Raw genomic sequence first — 21,599 nt, 5'->3', positions numbered from 1 at the left:
ACGGTCCAGAGCCGAGGCGGGCCGAGCCCAGGATAGCGCTAGTCGACCGGTGCCGGGTGGTGGCGGCTGATCGGGATCACCATCGGCGTTCCGCTCACCGGGTCCGGGGTCACCTGGCAGCGGACGTCGAAGACCTCCTCCACCAGTTCCTCCGTGATCACCTCCACCGGCTTGCCCGACGCCACGATCCGCCCGGACTTCATCGCGATCACGTGGTCGGCGTAGCGGCAGGCCTGCGGCAGGTCGTGCAGCACCATGACCACCGTCCGGCCCACGTCGCGGTTGAGGTCGACCACCAGGTCGAGCACGTCGATCTGGTGGGCCAGGTCGAGGTACGTCGTGGGCTCGTCCAGCAGCAGCACCGGCGTTTCCTGCGCGACCGCCATCGCGATCCACGCGCGTTGCCGCTGGCCGCCCGAGAGCTCGTCCACCGGGCGGTCGGCCAGGTCGGTCATCCGGGTGGCCTCCAGCGCCGACGCGACCGCGCCTTCGTCCGATGTGGACCACTGCCGCCACCAGCTCTGGTGCGGGGCGCGGCCGCGGCCGACGAGGTCCGCCACCGTCATGCCCTCGGGCGCCACCGGCGACTGCGGCAGGATCCCGAGCCGCTGGGCGACCTGGCGGGTCGGCAGGTCGTGGATCGAACGGCCGTCGAGGTACACCCCGCCGGACTTCGGCGTCAGCAGCCGGGCGAGCGTGCGCAGCAGCGTCGACTTCCCGCACGCGTTCGGCCCGACGATCGCGGTGATCTGCCCCGGCGGGATGTCGAGGTCGAGGCCGTCGATGACGACCCGGTCGTCGTAGGCGACGCGGAGGTCCTGCACTCTGAGAGCCGGTGCGGTTTTCATGTCAGCCTCCGGAACCGGATCGGTTGGCCCTGGCCAGCAGCCAAAGCAGCAGCGGGGCGCCGAGCACGCCGGTCACGATGCCGACCGGCAGCGCCGACGCGGTGATCTCGCGCGCGATGATGTCGCTGCCCAGCACCACGACCGCGCCGGTGAGCGCGGACGCCGTGATCGGCGGCGACGACAGCCGGGCGAGGCGTTGCGCGATCTGCGGCGCGGTCAGCGCGACGAACGAGATCGGGCCCGCCGACGCCGTCGCGAACGCCACCAGCCCGGCGCCGGCCAGCAGCAGGCCCAGGCGGACCGGCTGCACCGGCGTGCCGAGCCCGGCGGCCACGTCGTCGCCGAGCAGCAGCGTGCCCATCCACCGGGACAGCGCCAGCACCAAGGGGAACAGCACGACGAGTGCGGCGAACAGCGGCACGACGTGCTCCCAGCCGCGGTTGGCGAGGTTGCCGACCAGCCAGCCGATCGACGCCTGCGCCTCGGTGATCTGCGCCTTGCTGAGCAGGTAGTCGGTGAGGCTGGTGCACATCGCGAAGATCCCGATGCCCACCAGCAGGATCCGGTACCCGGTGGTGCCGCGCCGCCACGCCAGCGCGTACACCAGCAGCGCCGTGCACAGACCGCCGAGGAGGCCGAGCGTGGTGGTGCCGAGGCCGCCGCCGAAGCCGAACGCGATCCCGGCGACCACGGCCGTCGCCGCGCCCGCGTTGATGCCGATCATGTCCGGGCTGGCCAGCGGGTTGCGGGTGATCGTCTGGAACACCGCGCCGGACGCGCCGAACGCGAAGCCGGCCAGCAGCCCGGTGAGCGCCCGGGGCAGTCGCAGCTCCTGCACGATGTAGCCGGTCCCGCTGTCGCTCCCGCCGAACAGGCCGGACAGCACGTCGGACACGGTCATCGGGACGTCGCCGATCGTCATGCCCACGCAGAACAGCACGAACACGAGCACCGCGAGGACGGCCGAGACGAGCAGCAGCCGCGGCCGGACCCGGCCGGACACCGCGCCGGCGCGAAAGGTGACCCGGTCACTGCGGATCTGCAGCAGGCTCACCTCAGGACTCCACGAGCTTGCGGCGGCGGACCAGGTAGATGAAGAACGGCGCGCCGAGGAACGCGACGATCACGCCCGCGCGGATTTCGCTCGGCCGCGCCATGATCCGGCCCACGATGTCGGCGGCGAGCAGCAGGCACGGCGCGAGGACTGCGGTGTAGGGCAGCAGCCAGCGGTGGTCCGGGCCGAGCACGAACCGCACCGCGTGCGGGACGATCAGGCCGAGGAACACGATCGGCCCGGCGACGGCGACGGCGGCACCGGTCAGCAACGTGATCGCCAGTGCGCCGCGCAACCGCAGCGGGCCGAGCTTCCGGCCGAGCGCGATCGCGACGTCGTCGCCGAGGGCGAGGCTGTTCAGCGCGGGGCCGCTCGCGATCGCCAGCACCACGCCGGCGACGAGGAACGGCAGCACCTGCAGCAGTGCGTTCGCGTCCACCCCGGAAAGGGAGCCGGCGGACCAGAAGCGGTAGCGGTTGAGCGCCACCGGGTCCGACAGCACCATCGCGCTCGTGAATGACGAGAGCAGGGCGGTGACGGCGGCGCCGGCGAGCGCGAGCTTGACCGGGCTCGACCCGGCCCGCCCGCGCGTGCCCAGGTAGTAGACGACGGCCGTCGCGGCGAGCGCCCCGGCGAAGGCGAACCAGACGTAGCCGTAGAGCGAGCTGATCCCCAGCACGGTGATCGAGAACACGATCGCGAACGCCGCCCCGGCGCTGACGCCGAGCAGGCCCGGGTCGGCCAGGGGGTTGCGGGTCAGCGCCTGCATCACGGTGCCGGCGAGCCCCAGCCCGGCGCCGACCAGGACCGCGAGCAGTGTCCGCGGCATCCGGACGCTGTGGATGATCACCGCGTCCGCGGACCCGTCGTCGTGCCACAGCACCTGCCAGACGGCGTCGAACGAGATCTCCTTGGACCCCAGCCAGATGCTCAGCAGGCACAGGAGGACGAGGACACCGAGGGCGGCCAGGAGGCCGAGTGCGCGGCCCGTGTGTGGCGGGCGTCGCGTGAGAGCGATCCCTCCGGGGTCTGTTCGCACCGCACCTCCGACTGGTACTCATTTTAGGTAAGGCTAACCGATGGTACAGGAGTGCATCCTTACCATCCGTTTGTTAGGGTCACCTAAGTTCGCGCCCCGATCGGGGCGCCGTGAGCAGCGGGAGGCTGGTCTACCGGTGAGCAACGTTGACGCTGTGCAGCAGGTGGCGGAGCTCGGATTCTGGCGTGACCGCCTCGCCTCGGCGCCGAAGGAGCTCCCGCTGCCGGTCGACCGGACGTACTCCTCGGAGCCCGTCCCGGGTCGGCTGAGCCGCCCCCTTCCGGCGGCCGACGAACTGACGCTCCTCGCGGCCTTCACGGTCCTGCTGTCCCGGTACGCGGGAACCGTCGACCTCGTGCTCGGCATCGGCTCGCTGGTGCCGCTGCGGGTCGATCTCGGTGGCTCGCCCGGATTCGCGGACGTCGTCGCGCGCGTGCGCGAAGCGCGGGAAGACGCGCTGGCCCACCAGGTTCCCTTCGGCGACTTGGTCGCGGAGGTCGCGCCCGAGCCCGGTCGCGGGGGATCGGTGCTCGTCAACGTCGGCTTCGGCGCCGAGACGGATCTGCCGCTCGACCTGAACCTGATCCCCGACGGCGACTCGCTCGTCGCCGACTACCGCGCCGACGTCCTCGACGAGTCCACGGTGGACCGCATGCTCGGGCACCTCGACCACCTCCTGGCCGCCGCGCTGACCCGTCCACAGTGGCCGGTGGAACGCCTGGACCTGTTGCCGGAGCCGGAACTGCACCGGATCCTCGAAGAGTGGAACGCCACCGGCCTCGACACGCCGCTGTCGACCCTGCCGGAGCTGTTCGCCGCCCGCGTCCGGGAGGCACCGGACGCCGTCGCGCTCGTCTTCGAGGACGAGGAACTGACCTACGCCGAGCTGGACGCGCGTGCGAACCGGCTCGCGCACGTCCTCATCGGACGCGGCGCCGGGCCGGAACGGGTGGTCGCGCTCGCCGTGCCCCGGTCGGTCGAGATGATCGTGGCCGAGCTCGCCGTGCTCAAGGCCGGCGCCGCCTACCTGCCGCTGGACCCGGACTACCCGGCCGGGCGGATCGCGTTCATGGTCACCGACGCCCGCCCGGTGTGCGTGCTGACCACGAACGACCTCGCCGGCCGCTTCGACGGCGACGTCCTGCTCCTCGACGAACTCGACCTCGGCGCGGAGCCGGACACGGACCCGGCCGCGGCGATCGTCCCGGCCAACGCCGCCTACGTCATCTACACGTCCGGCTCCACCGGGCGGCCCAAGGGCGTCGTGGTGTCCCACGCCGGCGTCGCGAAGCTCGTCGCGACGCAGTCGGAACGCTTCGGGGTGGGCCCGCACAGCCGTGTCCTGCAGTTCGCGTCGCCGAGTTTCGACGTCGCGTTCTGGGACCTGTGCCTCGGCCTGCTTTCGGGCGGGCGCCTGGTGATCGTGCCCGCCGAGCGGCGCGTGCCCGGCCCGGAGCTGGCCGACTACGCCCACGCCAAGGGCGTCGACTTCATGATCCTGCCGCCCGCGCTGCTCGCCGAGTTCCCCGACGACTACGACCTGCCGCGCGACAGCGTGCTGCTGGCCGGGACCGAGCGGGTGTCGCCGGAGCTGGTGCGGCGGTGGGCGCCGGGGCGGCGGATGTTCAACGCCTACGGCCCGACCGAGGCCACCACCAACTCGACGCTCGGGCTGTGCGACCCGGAGATCGCGCCCGGCTCGGCCGTGCCGATCGGCGTGCCGGATCCCGGCACCCGCGCGTACGTGCTCGACGCGTCCCTCGCGCCGGTTCCGGTCGGCGTCGCCGGCGAGCTGTACCTCGCCGGGTCCGGCCTGGCGCGCGGCTACCTCGGGCGGCCGGGGCTGACGGCGGAGCGGTTCGTGGCCGACCCGTTCGGTTCGGGTGGCCGGCTTTACCGCACCGGTGACCTGGTGAAGTGGCTGCCGGACGGCCGGCTGGTGTTCCTGGGCCGGGCGGACGACCAGGTCAAGATCCGCGGCTACCGCATCGAACTCGGCGAGATCGAGTCGGTGCTCGCCGAGCACCCGCGCGTCGCCCAGTCGGTCGTCGTCGCCCAGGACGGGCAGCTCATCGCCTACGCCGTGCCGGTGCCCGACCGCGACCAGGCGGCCGAGCAGGGGCACGTCGAGGAGTGGCACGTCGTCCACGAGGAGATGCTCGCCGGTTCGACCGGCATCGAGGAGAACTTCGCGGGCTGGAACTCCAGCTACGACGGGTCCGAGATCTCCCTGGCGGAGATGCGGGAGTGGCACGCCGCGACGATCGAGCGGATCCGTTCGCTCGCGCCGAAGCGGGTGCTGGAAATCGGCGTCGGAAGCGGGCTCATCCTCTCGCGAATCGCGCCGGACGCCGAGACGTACTGGGGCGTCGACCTGTCCGAGAGCGCGATCGAGAACGTCCGGCGCGAGGTCACCGCGATGCCCTTCGCCGACCGGGTGCACCTCGCCGCCCGCCCCGCACACGACCTCGGCGAGCTGCCGGCCGAGCCGTTCGACACCGTGATCGTCAACTCGGTCGCGCAGTACTTCCCGAGCGCGGACTACCTCGCCGAGGTCGTCCGGACCGCGGCCGGCCTCGTGCGGCCCGGCGGCACCATCTTCCTCGGCGACATCCGCAACCTCCGGTCGCTGCGTGCCTTCCGCACCGCGGTCGAGCTGCGGCACGGCCGGGCCGACGTCGCGGCGGTCGACCAGGCGATCGCGCGCGAGGGCGAGCTGGTGCTCGACCCCGACTTCTTCCCGGCCCTGGCCCGCGGCCTGGACGGCTTCGACGACGTAGACGTCTGGGTCAAGCGCGGCAGCGCGCACAACGAGCTGACCCGGCACCGCTACGAAGTCGTCCTGCGGAAGGCGCCGAAACCGGAGCCGGTCGAAGAGCAGGTGGTCGCGTACGGCGATCTCGGTGCGGTGGAACGGTTCCTGGCCGCCGAGACGCCGGGCAGGCTGCGGGTGACCGGGATCCCGGACGCGCGCCTGACCGGGGAACTCGCGGCGGTGCGCGCCCTGGATCAGGGGGACGCCGAGGCGGCACTGGCGGCGCTCGATCGCCGCGACGGCGTCGATGCCGAAGCGCTGCACCGGCTCGGCGAGCGGGCCGGGTACCGGGTGGCGGTGACCTGGGCCGCCGAGGGCGGTGCGCTCGAGGCCGTCTTCTCGAGGGGGGAGGACGGCCCCGCGGCGTACCGCCCGGTGCGGACCCAGGCGGGCACGCCCGCGTCGTACGCGAACAACCCGGCGGCCCGGCGGGAGACCGGCGCGCTGGTGGCGTCGCTGCGCGCGCACGTGCGGGACCGGCTGCCGCGGTACATGGTGCCCTCGGCGTTCGTCGTGCTGGACAAGCTGCCGGTCCTCGCCTCGGGCAAGCTCGACCGCAAGGCCCTCCCGAGCCCGGAGCGGTTCGCCGCCGGGCCGGGCCGCGCGCCGCGCACTCCCGTCGAGCAGCTCCTGTGCGAGATGTTCGCCGACGTCCTCGGCGTGCCGCAGGCCGGGCCGGACGACGACTTCTTCGCCCTCGGTGGGCATTCGCTGCTGGCGACGCGGCTGATCCAGCGCATCCGCGCGGCGGTCGGCGCCGAGGTGCCGGTGCGGGCGGTGTTCGACGCGCCGACCCCGGCCGCGCTGGCGGACCTGCTGGCCGGTGCGGTGGCCGGCACCGAACGGCGCCCGCTCACCCGGGTCACCGAGCGGCCGGAACGGCTGCCGCTGTCGTTCGCGCAGCAGCGGCTCTGGTTCCTGCACGGCCTGGAAGGCGGGTCGGCGACCTACAACGTCCCGCTCGTCATGCGGCTCGCGGGCGAGCTGGACGTCGAGGCGCTGCGGGTGGCGCTGCACGACGTCCTCGACCGGCACGAAGCGCTGCGGACGGTGTTCCCGACCGCCGACGGCGTGCCGTACCAGCAGGTGCTCGCCGAACCCGAGGTGGAGCTGACCGTCCGCGCGGTGCCGGAGTCCGAAGTGGACTCCGAAGTGGACGCGCTCGTCCGCGGGGTGTTCGACCTCGGCGCCGGGGTGCCGGTGCGGGCCGCCCTGCTGACCGTCGACCCGCGGCGGCACGTCCTCGTCCTCGTCGTGCACCACATCGCCGCCGACGGCTGGTCGCTGGCCCCGCTCTGGCGGGACATCGCGACGGCCTACCGCGCCCGGCTCCGTGGGGAAGCTCCGCAGTGGACGCCGCTTCCGGTGCAGTACGCGGACTACACGCTCTGGCAGCGAGAACTCCTCGCCGCCGAAGAGACCGCCCAGCTCGACTACTGGCGCACGGCCCTCGACGGCCTGCCCGAGCGGATCCCGCTGCCGCTCGACCGGCCGCACCCGGCGGTGTCGGCCTACCGCGGCGAGTTCTTCACCTTCGCCTGGGACTCCGGCCTGCAGGCCGGGCTGGCCGACCTGGCGCGGGCGTGCGGCGCGAGCCCGTTCATGGTCGTGCACGCCGGCCTGACCGCCCTGCTGTCCCGGCTCGGCGGCGGCACCGACATCCCGATCGGCACCCCGATCGCCGGCCGGACCGACCCGGCCCTGGACGACCTCGTCGGCTTCTTCGTCAACACGCTGGTGCTGCGCGTCGACACCGGCGGCGACCCGTCGTTCCGCGACCTCGTGGCCCGGGTCCGTGAGCGGAGCCTCGACGCCTACGCCCACCAAGACGTCCCGTTCGAGCGGCTGGTCGAAGCGTTGAACCCGGCGCGGTCGCTGGCGCACCACCCGCTGTTCCAGACGATGCTCGCCTGGCAGAACACCCCCGGCGCCGGCGTCGAGCTGCCCGGGCTCACCGTCACCGAGCGGCCCGTCGGCACCGGCACGGCCAAGTTCGACCTCTGGGTCTCCCTCACCGAGCGCGCCGACGGCATCCACGGTCAGGCCGAGTTCAACGCCGAGGTGTTCGACCACGCCACCGTGACCGGCCTGCTCGACCGCCTCGAAGTCCTGCTGCGCCAGGTCGTCTCGGCCCCGGACCGCCGGCTCGGCAGCCTCGACGTCCTCACCCCGGCGGAACGCGACGCCCTGCCCGGGGTCTGGTCGGGAGCCGTCGAGGATGTCCCTGCGGTGACCGTGCCCGAGCTGTTCGCCGCCCAGGTCGCGCGGACCCCGGACACGACAGCGCTCGTCTTCGAGGACGAAGAGCTGACCTACTCCGAGCTGGACGCCGTCTCGAACCGCCTCGCCCGCGTCCTCGCCGAGCGGGGTGCCGGGCCCGAGCGCGTCGTCGCCTTGGCCCTGCCGCGCTCGACGCACCTGGTCACGGCCATCCTCGCGGTGCTCAAGACCGGCGCGGCCTACCTGCCGCTGGACCCGGGCTACCCGGCCGAGCGCATCGCGTTCATGATCGAGGACGCCGCACCGGCGCTGGTGCTGGCGACCGGCGATGACCTGCCGCACGCAGTCCGCGTGGACGACCCGGAGCTGCTCGACGGAGTTCCGGATGCTCCGCTCGAGGTCGTGCTCCGGCCGGAGAACCCCGCGTACGTCATCTACACCTCCGGTTCGACGGGCCGCCCCAAGGGTGTCGTCGTACCGCACGCGGGGATCGTCAACCGGCTGCTGTGGATGCAGGACGAGTACGGCCTGACCGGCGACGACCGCGTCCTGCAGAAGACGCCGTCCAGCTTCGACGTCTCCGTCTGGGAGTTCCTCTGGCCGCTGATCACCGGTGCCACCGAGGTCGTCGCCCGGCCGGACGGCCACAAGGACCCCGCCTACCTCGCCCGGCTGATCCGCGAGCGCGGCGTCACGACCGTCCACTTCGTCCCGTCGATGCTCCAGGTGTTCCTGCAGGAGCCGGCCTTGGGGGAGTGCACGACCCTGCGCCGGGTCCTGTGCAGCGGCGAACCCCTCCCGGCCGACGCCGTCGTCCAGTTCGCTCAGGTGCTGGACGCCGAGTTGCACAACCTCTACGGCCCCACCGAAGCCTCGGTCGACGTCACCTCGTGGCGGACGTCCACCGAGGACACGTCCGTCCCGATCGGACGTCCGGTGTGGAACACCCGGACCTACGTCCTCGACGCCGCTTTGCGTCCGGTGCCGCCCGGCACCGCCGGCGAGCTGTACCTCGCGGGCGTCCAGCTGGCGCGTGGCTACCTCGGGCGCCCCGGGCTCAGCGCGGAGCGGTTCGTCGCCGACCCGTTCGGCGCGCCCGGCACCCGGATGTACCGCACCGGCGACCTCGCCCGCTTCCGCCCCGACGGCGTCCTCGAGTTCCTCGGCCGTGGTGACGAGCAGATCAAGATCCGCGGCTTCCGCGTCGAGCCCGGCGAGATCGCCGCGACGCTCGCCGCGCACGACGACGTCGCTCACGCCGTGGTCGTGGCCCGCGAGGACCGGCCGGGTGACGTCCGTCTGGTCGGGTACGTCGTGCCCGCTGACACGGCCGCGTCGCCGGACGAGGAGTCCGAGCAGGTCGGCGAGTGGCGCGAGCTGTACGACTCGATGTACTCGGGGGCCGAGGACGAGTTCGCCGGCTGGAACTCCAGCTACACCGGCCAGCCGATCCCGCGGGAGGAGATGCGGGAGTGGCGGGACGCGATCGTCACGCGGATCCGGTCGCTGAAGCCGAAGCGGGTGCTGGAGATCGGTGTCGGCACCGGTCTGCTGCTGACCGAGCTGGCCCCGCACTGCGAGACGTACTGGGGCACGGACTTCTCCTCGGAGGTCATCGCTTCGCTGGGCGAGCGGGTTGCCGCGGATCCGGCGCTCGCCGGGCGCGTCGAACTGCGCACCGGCGACGCCGCCGACGTCACGGGCCTGCCGTCCGGGTTCTTCGACACGATCGTGCTCAACTCCGTCGTCCAGTACTTCCCGAGCGGGACGTACTTGCTGGAGGTGCTGCGCAGGGCCCTCGAGCTCCTCGCGCCGGGTGGGGCACTGTTCGTCGGCGACGTCCGCGACCTGCGCCAGGTCAGCGCCTTCCACGCGGCGGTCGCCGAAGCGCGCGGGGGCGACGTCGAACAGAACCTCCTGCGGGAGAAGGAACTCCTCGTCGCGCCCGAATTCTTCGCCGGGCTCGACGGGGTCACCGCGGACATCCGGGTCAAGCGCGGCCGGGCGGTCAACGAGCTGACCCAGTACCGCTACGACGTGGTCCTGCGCCCCGGCTCGGCCGGGGCACCCGAGGTCCCCTCACTCGTGTGGGGCACCGATCTCTCCACTGTGGACGAGGTCGCCGGTCCGAGCCGGATCGCAGGCGTTCCGAACGGCCGCACCGCACCGGATGGGGTGAACCCCGAAGACTGGTACGCATTCGGTGACGCCCACGGCTACCACACAGTGGTCACCTGGTCCGCGGCCGGCGACGGCTCGGTCGACGTCCTCTTCACGACCGGCGATCCCGCCGGTGCCTTCCGGCCGGGGCCCGGCCCGCTGCTGTCCTACACCGGCAACCCCGGCCGCTTCCGCCGGATCAGCACGCTCCCCGCGGACCTGCGGACCCTCGCCGCCGAGCGGCTGCCGGAGCACATGGTGCCCTCGGCGATCGTCGTCCTCGACGCGCTCCCGGTAACGGCCAACGGCAAGCTCGACCGCCGCGCCCTGCCTTCGCCCGACCCTGTCGCGCCGACGTCCGACCGCGAGCCGCGCACGCCCGTCGAACGGCAGCTGTGCGAGCTGTTCGCCGACGTCCTCGGCCTGCCGCGGGTCGGCCCGGACGACAGCTTCTTCGCCCTCGGCGGCCACTCGCTGCTGGCCACCCGGCTGATCGCCCGCATCCGCACGACACTGAACGCCGAGCTGGAAGTCCGGTCGGTGTTCGAGACGCCCACCGCGGCCGGCCTCGCCGCGCTCGTCGGCGCCGGTACCGGGACCGCGCGGCCCGAGCTGGTCCCGATGGACCGGCCCGCGCGCGTACCCCTGTCCGGCGCGCAGCAGCGGCTGTGGTTCCTGCACCACCTCGAAGGCCCGTCGGCCACCTACAACGTCCCGCTGATCATGCGCCTCGAAGGCGCGGTCGACGTCGAGGCGCTGCGCACCGCACTGTCCGATGTGGTCGCCCGCCACGAGGCTTTGCGGACCCGCTTCCCGCAGCACGACGGCATTCCCTACCAGGACATCCTCCCGGCCGGAGAGATCGACCTGCCGGTGCGCGACGTCACCGATCTCGACACCGAACTGACCGGACTGGTCCGCGGCTCGTTCGACCTGGAACGACAGGCGCCGATGCGCGTGGAGCTGGTGCGGCTGGGCCAGCGCGAGCACGTCCTGGCCCTGGTGTTCCACCACATCGCCTCCGACGGCTGGTCGATGGCCCCGCTGTGGCGCGACATCGCCGCGGCCTACGCGGCCCGGCGCGCCGGGGAGACTCCACAGTGGACGCCGCTGCCGGTGCAGTACGCGGACTACACCCTGTGGCAGCGGGATCTGCTCGGCGCCGAGAACGACCCGGACAGCGTGCTCGGCACCCAGCTGGACTACTGGCGCGACACGCTGGACGGCCTGCCCGACCGCATCGAGCTGCCCCTCGACCGGCCGCACCCGGCGACCGCGACCTTCCGCGGCGAGCTGCACACCTTCACCTGGGACGCGGACCTCCACCGGCACCTGACCGAGCTGGCACGGGAGTCCGGCGCGAGCGTGTTCATGGTCGTCCACGCGGCCCTCGCCGCCCTGCTCACCCGGCTGGGCGCGGGCACCGACGTCCCGATCGGCTCGCCCATAGCGGGCCGCACCGACCAGGCCCTCGACGATCTCGTCGGGTTCTTCGTCAACACCCTCGTCCTGCGCGTCGACACCGGCGGCGAGCCGACGTTCCGCGACCTCGTGGCGCGCGTGCGCGAGCGCAACCTCGACGCGTACGCCCATCAAGACGTCCCGTTCGAGCGGCTCGTCGAGGTGCTCAACCCGGCGCGTTCACTGTCGTACCACCCGCTCTTCCAGGTGATGATCGCCGGCCAGAACAACACCCGCGCGGAGGTCACCCTGCCCGGGCTGACCGTCACCGAGATCCCGGTGACCACCGGGACGTCGAAGTTCGACCTGGCCATCTCGCTGACCGAACGCGACGCCGGGATCGCGGGCGTCCTGGAGTTCAACGCCGACGTCTTCGACCACCCGGGCGCGGACGCGATCCTGCGCCGCCTCGAAGTCCTGCTGCGCGCGGCGCTGGCCGAGCCGGACCGCCCGGTCGGTGCCCTGGACCTCCTGGAGGGCGACGAGCGCGACCGGGTCCTGACCGAGTGGGCGGGGTCGCTCGACCCCGCGGGCACCGAGACGTTCCCCGGGCTGTTCGCCCGACGCGTCGCCGAAGCACCGGACGCGGTGGCGCTCGTCTTCGAGGACGTCGAGCTGACGTACGCCGAGGTGAACGCGCGCGCCAACCGGCTCGCACACCTGCTCCTCGACCGCGGTGCCGGGCCGGAACGCGTGGTCGCGCTGGCCGTGCCGCGGTCGGTCGACATGATCGTCGCGGAGCTGGCCGTGCTGAAGGCCGGTGCCGCGTACCTCCCGATCGACGTCGATTACCCCGGCGACCGGATCACCTACATGGTCGAGGACGCCCGCCCGGTCTGCGTCGTGACGACCCGCGAGATCGACGCGAAACTCCCGACGGACGTTCCTCGCGTGCTCCTCGATGACGCGGCGCTCGACGCAATGTCCACGGAGGACCCCGCCGTCGTGGTGCGGCCGGAGAACGCGGCCTACGTGATCTACACGTCCGGCTCGTCCGGCCGGCCGAAGGGCGTCGTCCTCCAGCACTCCGGCGTCGCGAAGCTGGTCGCCACCCAGGTCGAGCGCTTCGGGATCGGGCCGCACAGCCGGGTGCTGCAGTTCGCGTCGCCGAGCTTCGACGTCGCGTTCTGGGACCTGTGCCTCGGCCTGCTCTCCGGTGGGCGCCTGGTCGTCGTCCCGGCCGAGCGCCGGGTCGCCGGACCCGCGCTGACCGAGTACGCGCACCAGCACGGCGTGGACTTCATGATCCTCCCGCCCGCGTTGCTCGACGCCATGCCGGCCGACTGCGACCTCCCGCGCGACAGCGTCCTGCTGGCGGGCACCGAGCGCGTGTCGCCGGAGCTGGTCCGGCGGTGGGCGCCGGGCCGCCGGATGTTCAACGCCTACGGTCCGACCGAGGCGACCACCAACTCGACGCTCGGCGAGAGCGACCCGGTCGAGCTGGCGGACGCCACCGTCGTCCCGATCGGCATCCCCGACCCCGGGACGCGGGCGTACGTGCTCGACGCCGGGCTGCGGCCGGTCCCGCCCGGCGTGGTGGGGGAGCTGTACCTCGCCGGTTCGGGCCTGGCCCGCGGGTACCTCGGGCGCGCCGCGCTGACGTCGGAACGGTTCGTCGCGGATCCGTTCGGCTCGGGCGGCCGGCTTTACCGCACCGGCGACCTGGTGAAGTGGCTGCCGGACGGCCGGCTGGTGTTCCTGGGCCGGGCGGACGACCAGGTCAAGATCCGCGGCTACCGCATCGAGCCGGGCGAGATCGAGGCCGTGCTCACCGAGCACCCGGCGGTCGGGCAGTCCGTCGTCCTCGCGCAGGACGGCCGGCTCATCGCCTACGCCGTCCCGGCGGCCGGCCGGGACGAAGAGGCCGAGCTGGACCACGTCGGCGAGTGGCGCGAGCTGCACGAGAACGTCTTCACCGAAGCGGCTTCCGGCGGGCTGGAGGAGAACTTCACCGGCTGGAACTCCAGCTACGACGGCTCGGATATCCCGCTCGGCGAGATGCGCGAGTGGCACGCGGCGACGATCGACCGCATCCGGGCGCTGAAGCCGAAGCGGGTCCTCGAGATCGGCGTCGGCAGTGGCCTGATCCTGTCGCGGATCGCGCCGGACGCCGAGGAGTACTGGGGCGTCGACCTGTCCGAGAAGGCGATCGCCAACCTGCGGCGGGAACTCGCGGCGACGCCCTTCGCGGGCAAGGTCCACCTGGCGGCGCGCCCGGCGCACGACCTCGGGGACCTGCCGGACGAGCCGTTCGACACCGTGATCGTCAACTCGGTCGCGCAGTACTTCCCGAGCGTCGACTACCTCGCCGAGGTCGTCCGGACGGCCGCGGCGCGCGTCCGGCCGGGCGGGGTGATCTTCCTGGGTGACATCCGGAACCTGCGCTCGCTGCGGGCGTTCCGGACCGCGACCGAGCTGCGCCACGGACGTCGTGACGCGGCCGCGGTCGACCAGGCCATCGCGCGTGAGGGCGAACTGGTGCTGGATCCGGACTTCTTCCCGGCGCTGGCCCGTCAGCTCGACGGCTTCGGCGACGTCGACCTGTGGGTCAAGCGTGGTCAGGCGCACAACGAGCTGACCCGGCACCGCTACGACGTCGTGCTGCGGAAGGCCCCCAAGCCGGGCCCGCTCGACGAGGACGTCGTCACGTTCACCTCGCTCGACGAGCTGGCACGGCTGCTGACCGAGCACTCGGCGCGGCTGCGCGTCACCGGCGTGCCGAACGCGCGGCTTTCCGGCGAACTCGCCGCCGTCGCCGCGCTCGCCGAGGGGGACGCCGAGGCCGCGTTGTCCGCTTTGGACTCCGAGCCGTCCGGAGTGGACCCCGAGACACTGCAGGAACTCGGTGCACGCCTGGGCTACCGCGTGTTCCCGACGCTCAGTGCGGACGAGGGTGCGCTGGAGGTCGTGTTCGCCACGGGTGAGCCGACGCGGATCCACCGCGGCCGCCCGGTGCGGGCCGCGCTCGCCACGCTGGGCAATCACCCGGCCGGGCAGCGCGACACGAGCGCCCTGGTCTCGGCCCTGCGAGCCCACGCCCGCGACCGGCTGCCGCAGTACATGGTGCCGTCCGCGTTCGTGGTGCTCGACCGGCTGCCGCTGCTCGCCTCGGGCAAGCTCGACCGCCGTGCGCTGCCCAGCCCGGACAAGCAGGAGGTCACCGCCGGCCGCGCACCGCGGACACCGGTCGAAGAGGTCCTCTGCGGCCTGTTCGCCGAGGTCCTCGACACCGCGTCGATCGGCGTCGACGACGACTTCTTCGCCCTGGGCGGGCACTCGCTCATGGCGACGCGCCTGGTCGCGCGGCTGCGCGCGGTCTTCGGCGTCGAGTTGCAGGTCCGTTCGGTGTTCGAGACGCCGACGGTCGCCGGCCTGGCCGCGCTGCTGTCCACTTCGGACTCCGCCGCGGCCCGGCCCGCGCTGGAACGCGCCGAGCCGCGCCCGGACGTGCTGCCGCTGTCGTTCGCCCAGCAGCGGTTGTGGTTCCTCCACCGCCTGGAGGGCCCGTCGGCGACGTACAACATGCCGACCTCGGTCCGGCTGACCGGCGACCTCGACGTGTCCGCGTTGAAGCTCGCCTTGTCCGATGTGGTCGAACGCCACGAAGCCCTGCGCACGGTCTTCCCGGAGATCGACGGCGAAGCCCGCCAGCAGATCCTCCACGACGTCACGATCCCGCTGCCCACTCGCACGGTCACCGAGACGACGCTCGCCGACGCCGTGTCGGAAGCGGCCCGCACGGTGTTCCAGCTGGAGTCGGAAATCCCGCTGCGCGCCGAGCTGCTCCGCCTGGGCGCTCGCGAGCACGTCCTGGTGCTGGTGTTCCACCACATCGCTTCGGACGGCTGGTCCACCGCGCCGCTGTGGCGGGACCTCGCGACGGCCTACGCCGCCCGGCGGGCCGGTGATGCTCCCCAGTGGACGCCGCTGCCGGTCCAGTACGCGGACTACACGCTGTGGCAGCGGGACGTCCTCGGCGAGCCGGTGATCGAGCCGCAGCTGGCCTACTGGCGGGAAGCCCTGGCGGACCTGCCGGAGCGGATCGAGCTGCCGACCGACCGGCCACACCCGGCGGAAGCGTCCTACCGGGGCGAGCAGTTCGCGTTCGGCTGGGACGCCGAACTCCACAGCGGACTCGTCGAGCTGGCCCGCGCCTGCGGGGCCAGCGTCTTCATGGTCGTCCACGCCGGGCTCACCGCCGTGCTCACCCGGCTCGGCGCGGGCACCGACATCCCGCTCGGCACGTCCATCGCCGGCCGGACCGACCAGGCCCTCGACGACCTCGTCGGGTTCTTCGTCAACACCCTGGTGCTGCGCGTGGACACCGGCGGCGACCCGTCGTTCCGCGACCTCGTCGCGCGCGTCCGGGACCGCAGCCTGGACGCCTACGCCCACCAGGACGTGCCGTTCGAGCGGCTGGTGGAGACGCTGAACCCGGTCCGGTCGCTGGCGTACCACCCGCTGTTCCAGACGATGCTGGCCTGGCAGAACAACGCCGTCGCCGACCTCGCGCTGCCCGGGCTGACCGTCGCGGAGGAACCGGTCCGCACCGGCACCGCCCGCGCCGACCTGACGTTCTTCGTCGGTGAGCGGCCCGGCAGCCAGGCCGGGATCCGCGGCACCGCCGAGTACAACAGCGACGTCTTCGACCGGGCGAGCGTCGAGGCGATCCTCGACCGGCTCCGGACGCTGCTGCAGGCCGTCGTCGCCGATCCCGACACGCGGATCGGCGCGGTCGACCTGCTCACCGACGCCGAGCACGGCCGGCTCGCCGCCGCCCCCGCGACGCCCCTTCCGGCGGAGACGGCCGCCGAGCTGTTCTCGGCCCAGGTCGCCCGGACCCCGGACGCCCCCGCGGTGGTGTTCGGCGAGGAGCGCCTCACCTATGCGGAACTGGACACGCGCGCCACGGCGCTCGCCCGGGCACTGCTCGCGCGGGGCGCGGGGCCGGAACGCGTGGTGGCCGTCGCCCTGCCGCGGTCGGCCGACCTGGTCGTCGCTCTCCTGGCGGTGCTCAAGACGGGCGCCGCTTACCTGCCCCTCGACCTGAACCACCCGGCCGAGCGCGTCGAGCTGATGCTCACCGACGCCGCTCCGCACCTGGTCGTCGCCCACGAAGGCTTCGGCGACCGGCTGGTCCGCCCCGGCGATACCGGGCCCGGACCGGTTTGGCCGTCCATCAGTCCCGAAAATCCCGCGTACGTGATCTTCACGTCCGGCTCCACGGGGCGTCCGAAGGCGGTCGCCGGGACCCAGCGCGCGCTGGCCAACCGGCTGCACTGGGGCCGGGACATCGCCGAAGGCGTTCGCGTGGCGAAGAGCGCGCTGACCTTCATCGACGGTTCGACCGAACTGCTCGGCGGGCTCGTCGCGGGCGACCCCGTGGTCCTCGCGGACGACGCGACGGCCACCGACCCGCACGCGCTCGCCGAACTGGTGCGCACGTCCGGCGCCCAGGTGCTGACCGTGGTGCCGAGCCTCCTCGAGAGCTTCGTCGAGGACGGCCCGGCCGCCGCCTTCGACTCGGTGACCACGTGGATCACCAGTGGCGAGCCGCTTTCCGGCGCGCTGGCCGAAAAGGTGGCACAGCGGTGGCCGTCGGCGAAGCTGGTCAACTTGTACGGCTGTTCCGAAGTCGCAGGCGACAGCCTGGCCCAGGTCTGTGGGCCGGTGGCGATCGGGCGACCGGTCGCGAACACCCGCGCATACGTCCTCGACAGCGCGTTGCGGCTGGTGCCGCCGGGCGTCCGCGGCGAGCTGTACCTGGCGGGTGCCGGGCTCGCGCGGGGCTACCTCGGCCGCCCGGCGCCGACCGCGGAACGGTTCGTGGCGTCCCCGTTCGAACCGGGGGAGCGGATGTACCGCACGGGCGACCTGGTCCGCCGCCGCGGTGACGGCGCGCTCGAGTTCCTGGGCCGCGCGGACCAGCAGATCAAGATCCGCGGATTCCGCGTCGAGCCGGGCGAGGTCGAAGCCGTGCTGACCGCCGACCCGTCGGTGGCCCGCGCGGTCGTGCTCGCCCGCTCGAACAGCCTGATCGCCTACGTCGTGCCGTCCGGGGACAGCGCCGACCCGGCCGCGGTGCGGGCCTCGCTCGCCGGACGGCTGCCGGAGTACCTGGTGCCCTCGGCGATCGTGGTGCTGCCGGAGCTGCCGCTGAACGCCAACGGCAAGCTCGACCGCGCCGCCCTGCCCGATCCGGAGGTCCGGACCTCGGGCCGGGTCGCGCGGACGCCGGCCGAACAGGCGCTGTGCGACCTCTTCGCCGACGTCCTGGGCGTTGCGCAGGTCGGCCCGGACGACGGGTTCTTCACCCTCGGCGGGCATTCGCTGCTGGCGACCCGGCTGGTCAGCCGCATCCGCGCGCTGCTCGGTGTCGAGGTCCCGATCCGCGCGGTGTTCGACGCACCCACCCCGGCCCGCCTGGCCGAACTCCTGGATCCGGGGCGGCGAAGCCGGCCCGCGCTGGTGCCGGCCGAGCGGCCCGAGGTGCTGCCGCTGTCGTTCGCCCAGCAGCGGCTGTGGTTCCTCGACCGCCTGGACGGACTGAGCGCGACCTACAACATCCCGTGGGCGTGGGAGCTGACCGGACCGGTCGACGCCGACGCCTTGCGGGCCGCGCTCGCCGACGTCGTCGCCCGGCACGAAGTCCTCCGGACGATCCTGGTCGAAGAGCAGGGCACGCCCCGGCAGGTGGTGCTGGACCCGGGCGACGAACGCGCGCGGCCGGTCCTGGTCACCGAAACGGCGACCGATCTCGAAGAGAGCGTCACCGCCGCGGCGTCGTACTGCTTCACCCTCGACGCCGAGATCCCGATCCGCGCGACGCTCGTCTCGACCGGGCCCGAGCGGCACGTGTTCGTGCTGCTGGTGCACCACATCGCGGGCGACGGCTGGTCGCTGCCGCCGTTGAAGCGGGACCTCGACACCGCGTACGCGGCACGCCTGCGCGGTGAGTGTCCACAGTGGATGCCGTTGCCGGTGCAGTACGCGGACTACACGCTGTGGCAGCGCGAGATGTTCGGCCGCGCCGACGACCCGGACAGCGTCCTCGGCGCGCAGGCGGCGTTCTGGCGGGACACCCTCGCCGGGATCCCGGACGAGCTGGCGCTCCCGGCGGACCGGCCCCGCCCGGCACGCTCGACGAACCGCGGCGCCGCCGTGCCGTTCACCGTGCCCGGCGACGTCCACCGCGGCCTGCGCGAGCTGGCCCACGGCAGCGACACCAGCACGTTCATGGTGCTGCAGGCGGCGCTCGCGGCCCTGCTGACCAGGCTCGGCGCGGGCACCGACATCCCGCTCGGCACACCGGTGGCCGGCCGCACGGACCACGCGCTGGAGGACCTCGCCGGGTTCTTCGTCAACACCCTGGTCCTGCGCACCGACACCTACGGCGACCCGACGTTCCGGGAGCTCCTGGCCCGTGTCCGCGAGGCCGACCTGGCCGCGTACGCCCACCAGGACCTGCCGTTCGAGCACCTTGTCGAGCTGCTCAACCCGGCTCGGTCGCTGGCCCGGCACCCGCTGTTCCAGGTCATGCTCGCGGTCTACCACGCGGGCTCGGAGCCGGAGCGGCTGCTCGGCCTCGACGCGTCCTACCGGGACACCGGGCTGCGGCAGGCGAAGTTCGACCTGTCCTTCGACCTCGTCGAAACCCCCGAAGGCATCGAGGGCGACCTCGAGTTCAGCCTCGACCTCTTCGACGAGCCGACCGCCCGGACGCTCACCGAACGCCTGGTCCGGCTGATGGCGGCCGTCGTCGCCGACCCGGACCGGCCGCTGAGCCGGATCGACGTCCTGGACGCGGCCGAGCGGCACCGGATCATCGCCGAGTGGGGGCGTGGAGCACCGCTGACGACTTCCGCGCCGACGGTGGTCGACCGGCTGGCCGCACAGGTGGCGGCGACGCCGGGCGCGACCGCGCTGAGCGACGCTTCCGGCAGTGTCACCTTCGCGGAGTTCGCGACGAGGACCGACCGCCTCGCACGCTGGCTGACGTCGCACGGTGCCGGTCCCGAGTCGGTGGTCGCGCTCGTGCTGCCGCGGTCCGCGGCCGTCGTCGAAGCGATCTTCGGCGTGTTCAAGGCGGGCGCGGCTTACCTGCCGGTGGACCCGGACCAGCCGGCGGACCGGATCTCGGCGATCCTCGCCGACTCCGGTGCCGCACTGGTCCTGACCAGCCGCGCCGTGGCCTCGCCGGTTCCCGGTGCGCTCTTCGTCGAGGACATTGTGGACACTGTCGCGACGCTGACTCCGCCGTCGCCCGCGAACCCGGCGTACGTGCTCTACACGTCCGGTTCCACGGGCAAGCCGAAGGGCGTGGTGATCCCGCATTCCGGGCTGGTGAACCTGTTCCACAGCCACCGCGAGACGCTCTACCGCCCCGCGGTGGCGGCCGCGGGCGGGCGGCGGCTGCGGGTCGGGCACGCGTGGGCGTTCTTCTTCGACGCCTCCTGGCAGCCGCAGCTGTGGCTGCTCGACGGGCACGAGGTGCACGTCGTCGACGACGACACGCGCCGCGACCCCGATCGCCTCGCCGCGGTGGTGCGCGAACGCGGGCTCGACTTCCTGGAGCTGACGCCGTCGCACTTCACGCAGCTGGCCGTGGCCGGGGTCGTCGAAGACGGGAAGTGCGCTCTCGCGGTCGTCGGCGTCGGCGGCGAAGCGGTGTCGCAGCCGCTGTGGGAGTCGCTGCGGTCGATGCCGGGAACCGAGGCGTACAACCTCTACGGCCCGACCGAGGCCACCGTGGACGCCCTCGTCGGCCGGTTCGCCGACGCCGACCGGCCGGTGGTCGGGCGCCCGGTGCACAACGCCCGCGCGTACGTCCTCGACGACGGCCTGAGCCCGGTCCCGGCGGGTGTGCCCGGCGAGCTGTACCTGGCCGGCGCCGGGCTGGCCCGCGGCTACCACGAGCGTCCCGCGCTCACCGCCGAGCGGTTCGTCGCCGACCCGTACGGACCGCCGGGGGAGCGGATGTACCGCACCGGCGACCTGGTGCGGTGGCGGCCCGACGGGCAGCTCGAGTACCTCGGCCGCACCGACGACCAGGTCAAGATCCGTGGCTTCCGGATCGAGCCGGGCGAGATCGAGACGGCCCTGGCCCGGCACGACGACGTCGAGCAGGCGCTCGTCGTCGTCCGCGAAGACCGGGACAAGCGGCTGGTCGCCTACACCACCCCGGCGAGCGCGGATCCGGTGCGGCTGCGGGAGTTCGTGGCCCGGTCGCTGCCCGAGTACATGGTGCCCGCGGCGATCGTACCCCTCGACGCGTTTCCGGTGACGTCCAACGGGAAGCTCGACAAGGCCGCCCTGCCGGTGCCCGGGTTCGAGACCCGCGGCCGGGCCCCCGAAACGCCGTTGGAGAAGACCCTCTGCGAAGTCTTCGCGGAGGTCTTGGACGTCGCCGCCGTCGGCGCCGACGACGACCTGTTCGCCCTCGGCGGGCATTCCATGCTGCTGGTGGTCCTGCGCAACCGGATCACCGAGCGGCTCGGGACCGAGCTCCCGATCGCCGAGTTCTTCCGTACCCCCACCGCGGCCGGACTCGCCGCGCTGATGACCGAGACACGAGGAAGCTGATGCAGCGCACCCTGATGAACGCCAAGATCCACCGCGCCACGGTGACCCAGGCCGACCTGCACTACGTCGGCTCGCTGACCATCGACGCCGACCTGATGGCCGCCGCGGACATCGTCGAAGGCGAGCAGGTCCAGATCGTCGACATCACCAACGGCGCCCGGCTCGAGACCTACGCCATCACCGGCGAACCAGGCACCGGAGTCATCGGTGTCAACGGCGCGGCCGCGCACCTCGTGCACCCCGGGGACCTCGTCATCATCATCACCTACGCCCAGGTCGACGAGGCCGAGCGCGCCGGGCACCGGCCGCGCGTCGTGCACGTGGACGCGGACAACCGCCAGGTCCACCTGGGACACGACCCGGCCGAGCCGGTGCCCGGCGCGCAAGCCCAGTTGTCGGGCCGGAATTGACGCAGGTGGG

5 protein-coding genes are annotated in these 21,599 nt (G+C 73.0%); 2 read left to right on the top strand and 3 right to left on the bottom strand.

Translation table 11 applies throughout. The features are described from left to right. Positions 1-38: 38 nt before the first annotated feature. From QRX60_RS39245 to QRX60_RS39235, 3 genes are read right to left on the bottom strand one after another with little or no spacing between them, the layout of a single operon-like run. Complete coding sequence (locus QRX60_RS39245) at positions 39-848, bottom strand: ABC transporter ATP-binding protein (protein ID WP_285996515.1); 810 nt, start codon at positions 846-848, stop codon at positions 39-41. 1 nt (position 849) lies between these two features. Continuing rightward, positions 850-1,902 carry a FecCD family ABC transporter permease gene (locus tag QRX60_RS39240; RefSeq protein ID WP_285996514.1) on the bottom strand — a complete coding sequence of 351 codons (1,053 nt, stop codon included), beginning with the start codon at positions 1,900-1,902 and terminating at the stop codon, positions 850-852. Between the two features lies 1 nt (position 1,903). Then, positions 1,904-2,941, bottom strand: a complete 1,038-nt coding sequence (locus tag QRX60_RS39235) for a FecCD family ABC transporter permease (RefSeq protein WP_285996513.1) — start codon at positions 2,939-2,941, stop codon at positions 1,904-1,906. A gap of 136 nt (positions 2,942-3,077) precedes the next feature. Here QRX60_RS39235 and QRX60_RS39230 point away from each other — a divergent pair, with 136 nt between their 5' ends. Together QRX60_RS39230 and panD are read left to right on the top strand one after the other, a co-directional pair. Next, positions 3,078-21,179, top strand: coding sequence for a non-ribosomal peptide synthase/polyketide synthase (locus tag QRX60_RS39230; protein WP_408630171.1), 18,102 nt, complete (start codon positions 3,078-3,080; stop codon positions 21,177-21,179). Next, the gene (gene panD, locus QRX60_RS39225) at positions 21,179-21,589 is read left to right on the top strand and encodes an aspartate 1-decarboxylase (protein ID WP_285996511.1); all 411 of its coding nucleotides are present in this window, start codon (positions 21,179-21,181) and stop codon (positions 21,587-21,589) included. Before QRX60_RS39230 ends, panD begins: the two co-directional genes overlap by 1 nt. The last annotated feature ends 10 nt before the right edge of the window (positions 21,590-21,599 follow it).

It is taken from the genome of Amycolatopsis mongoliensis (genome assembly GCF_030285665.1).
Lineage (GTDB): Bacteria > Actinomycetota > Actinomycetes > Mycobacteriales > Pseudonocardiaceae > Amycolatopsis > Amycolatopsis mongoliensis.
Note: the sequence above shows the minus strand (reverse complement) of the source record. Positions and strands in the feature narration are given on the sequence as shown.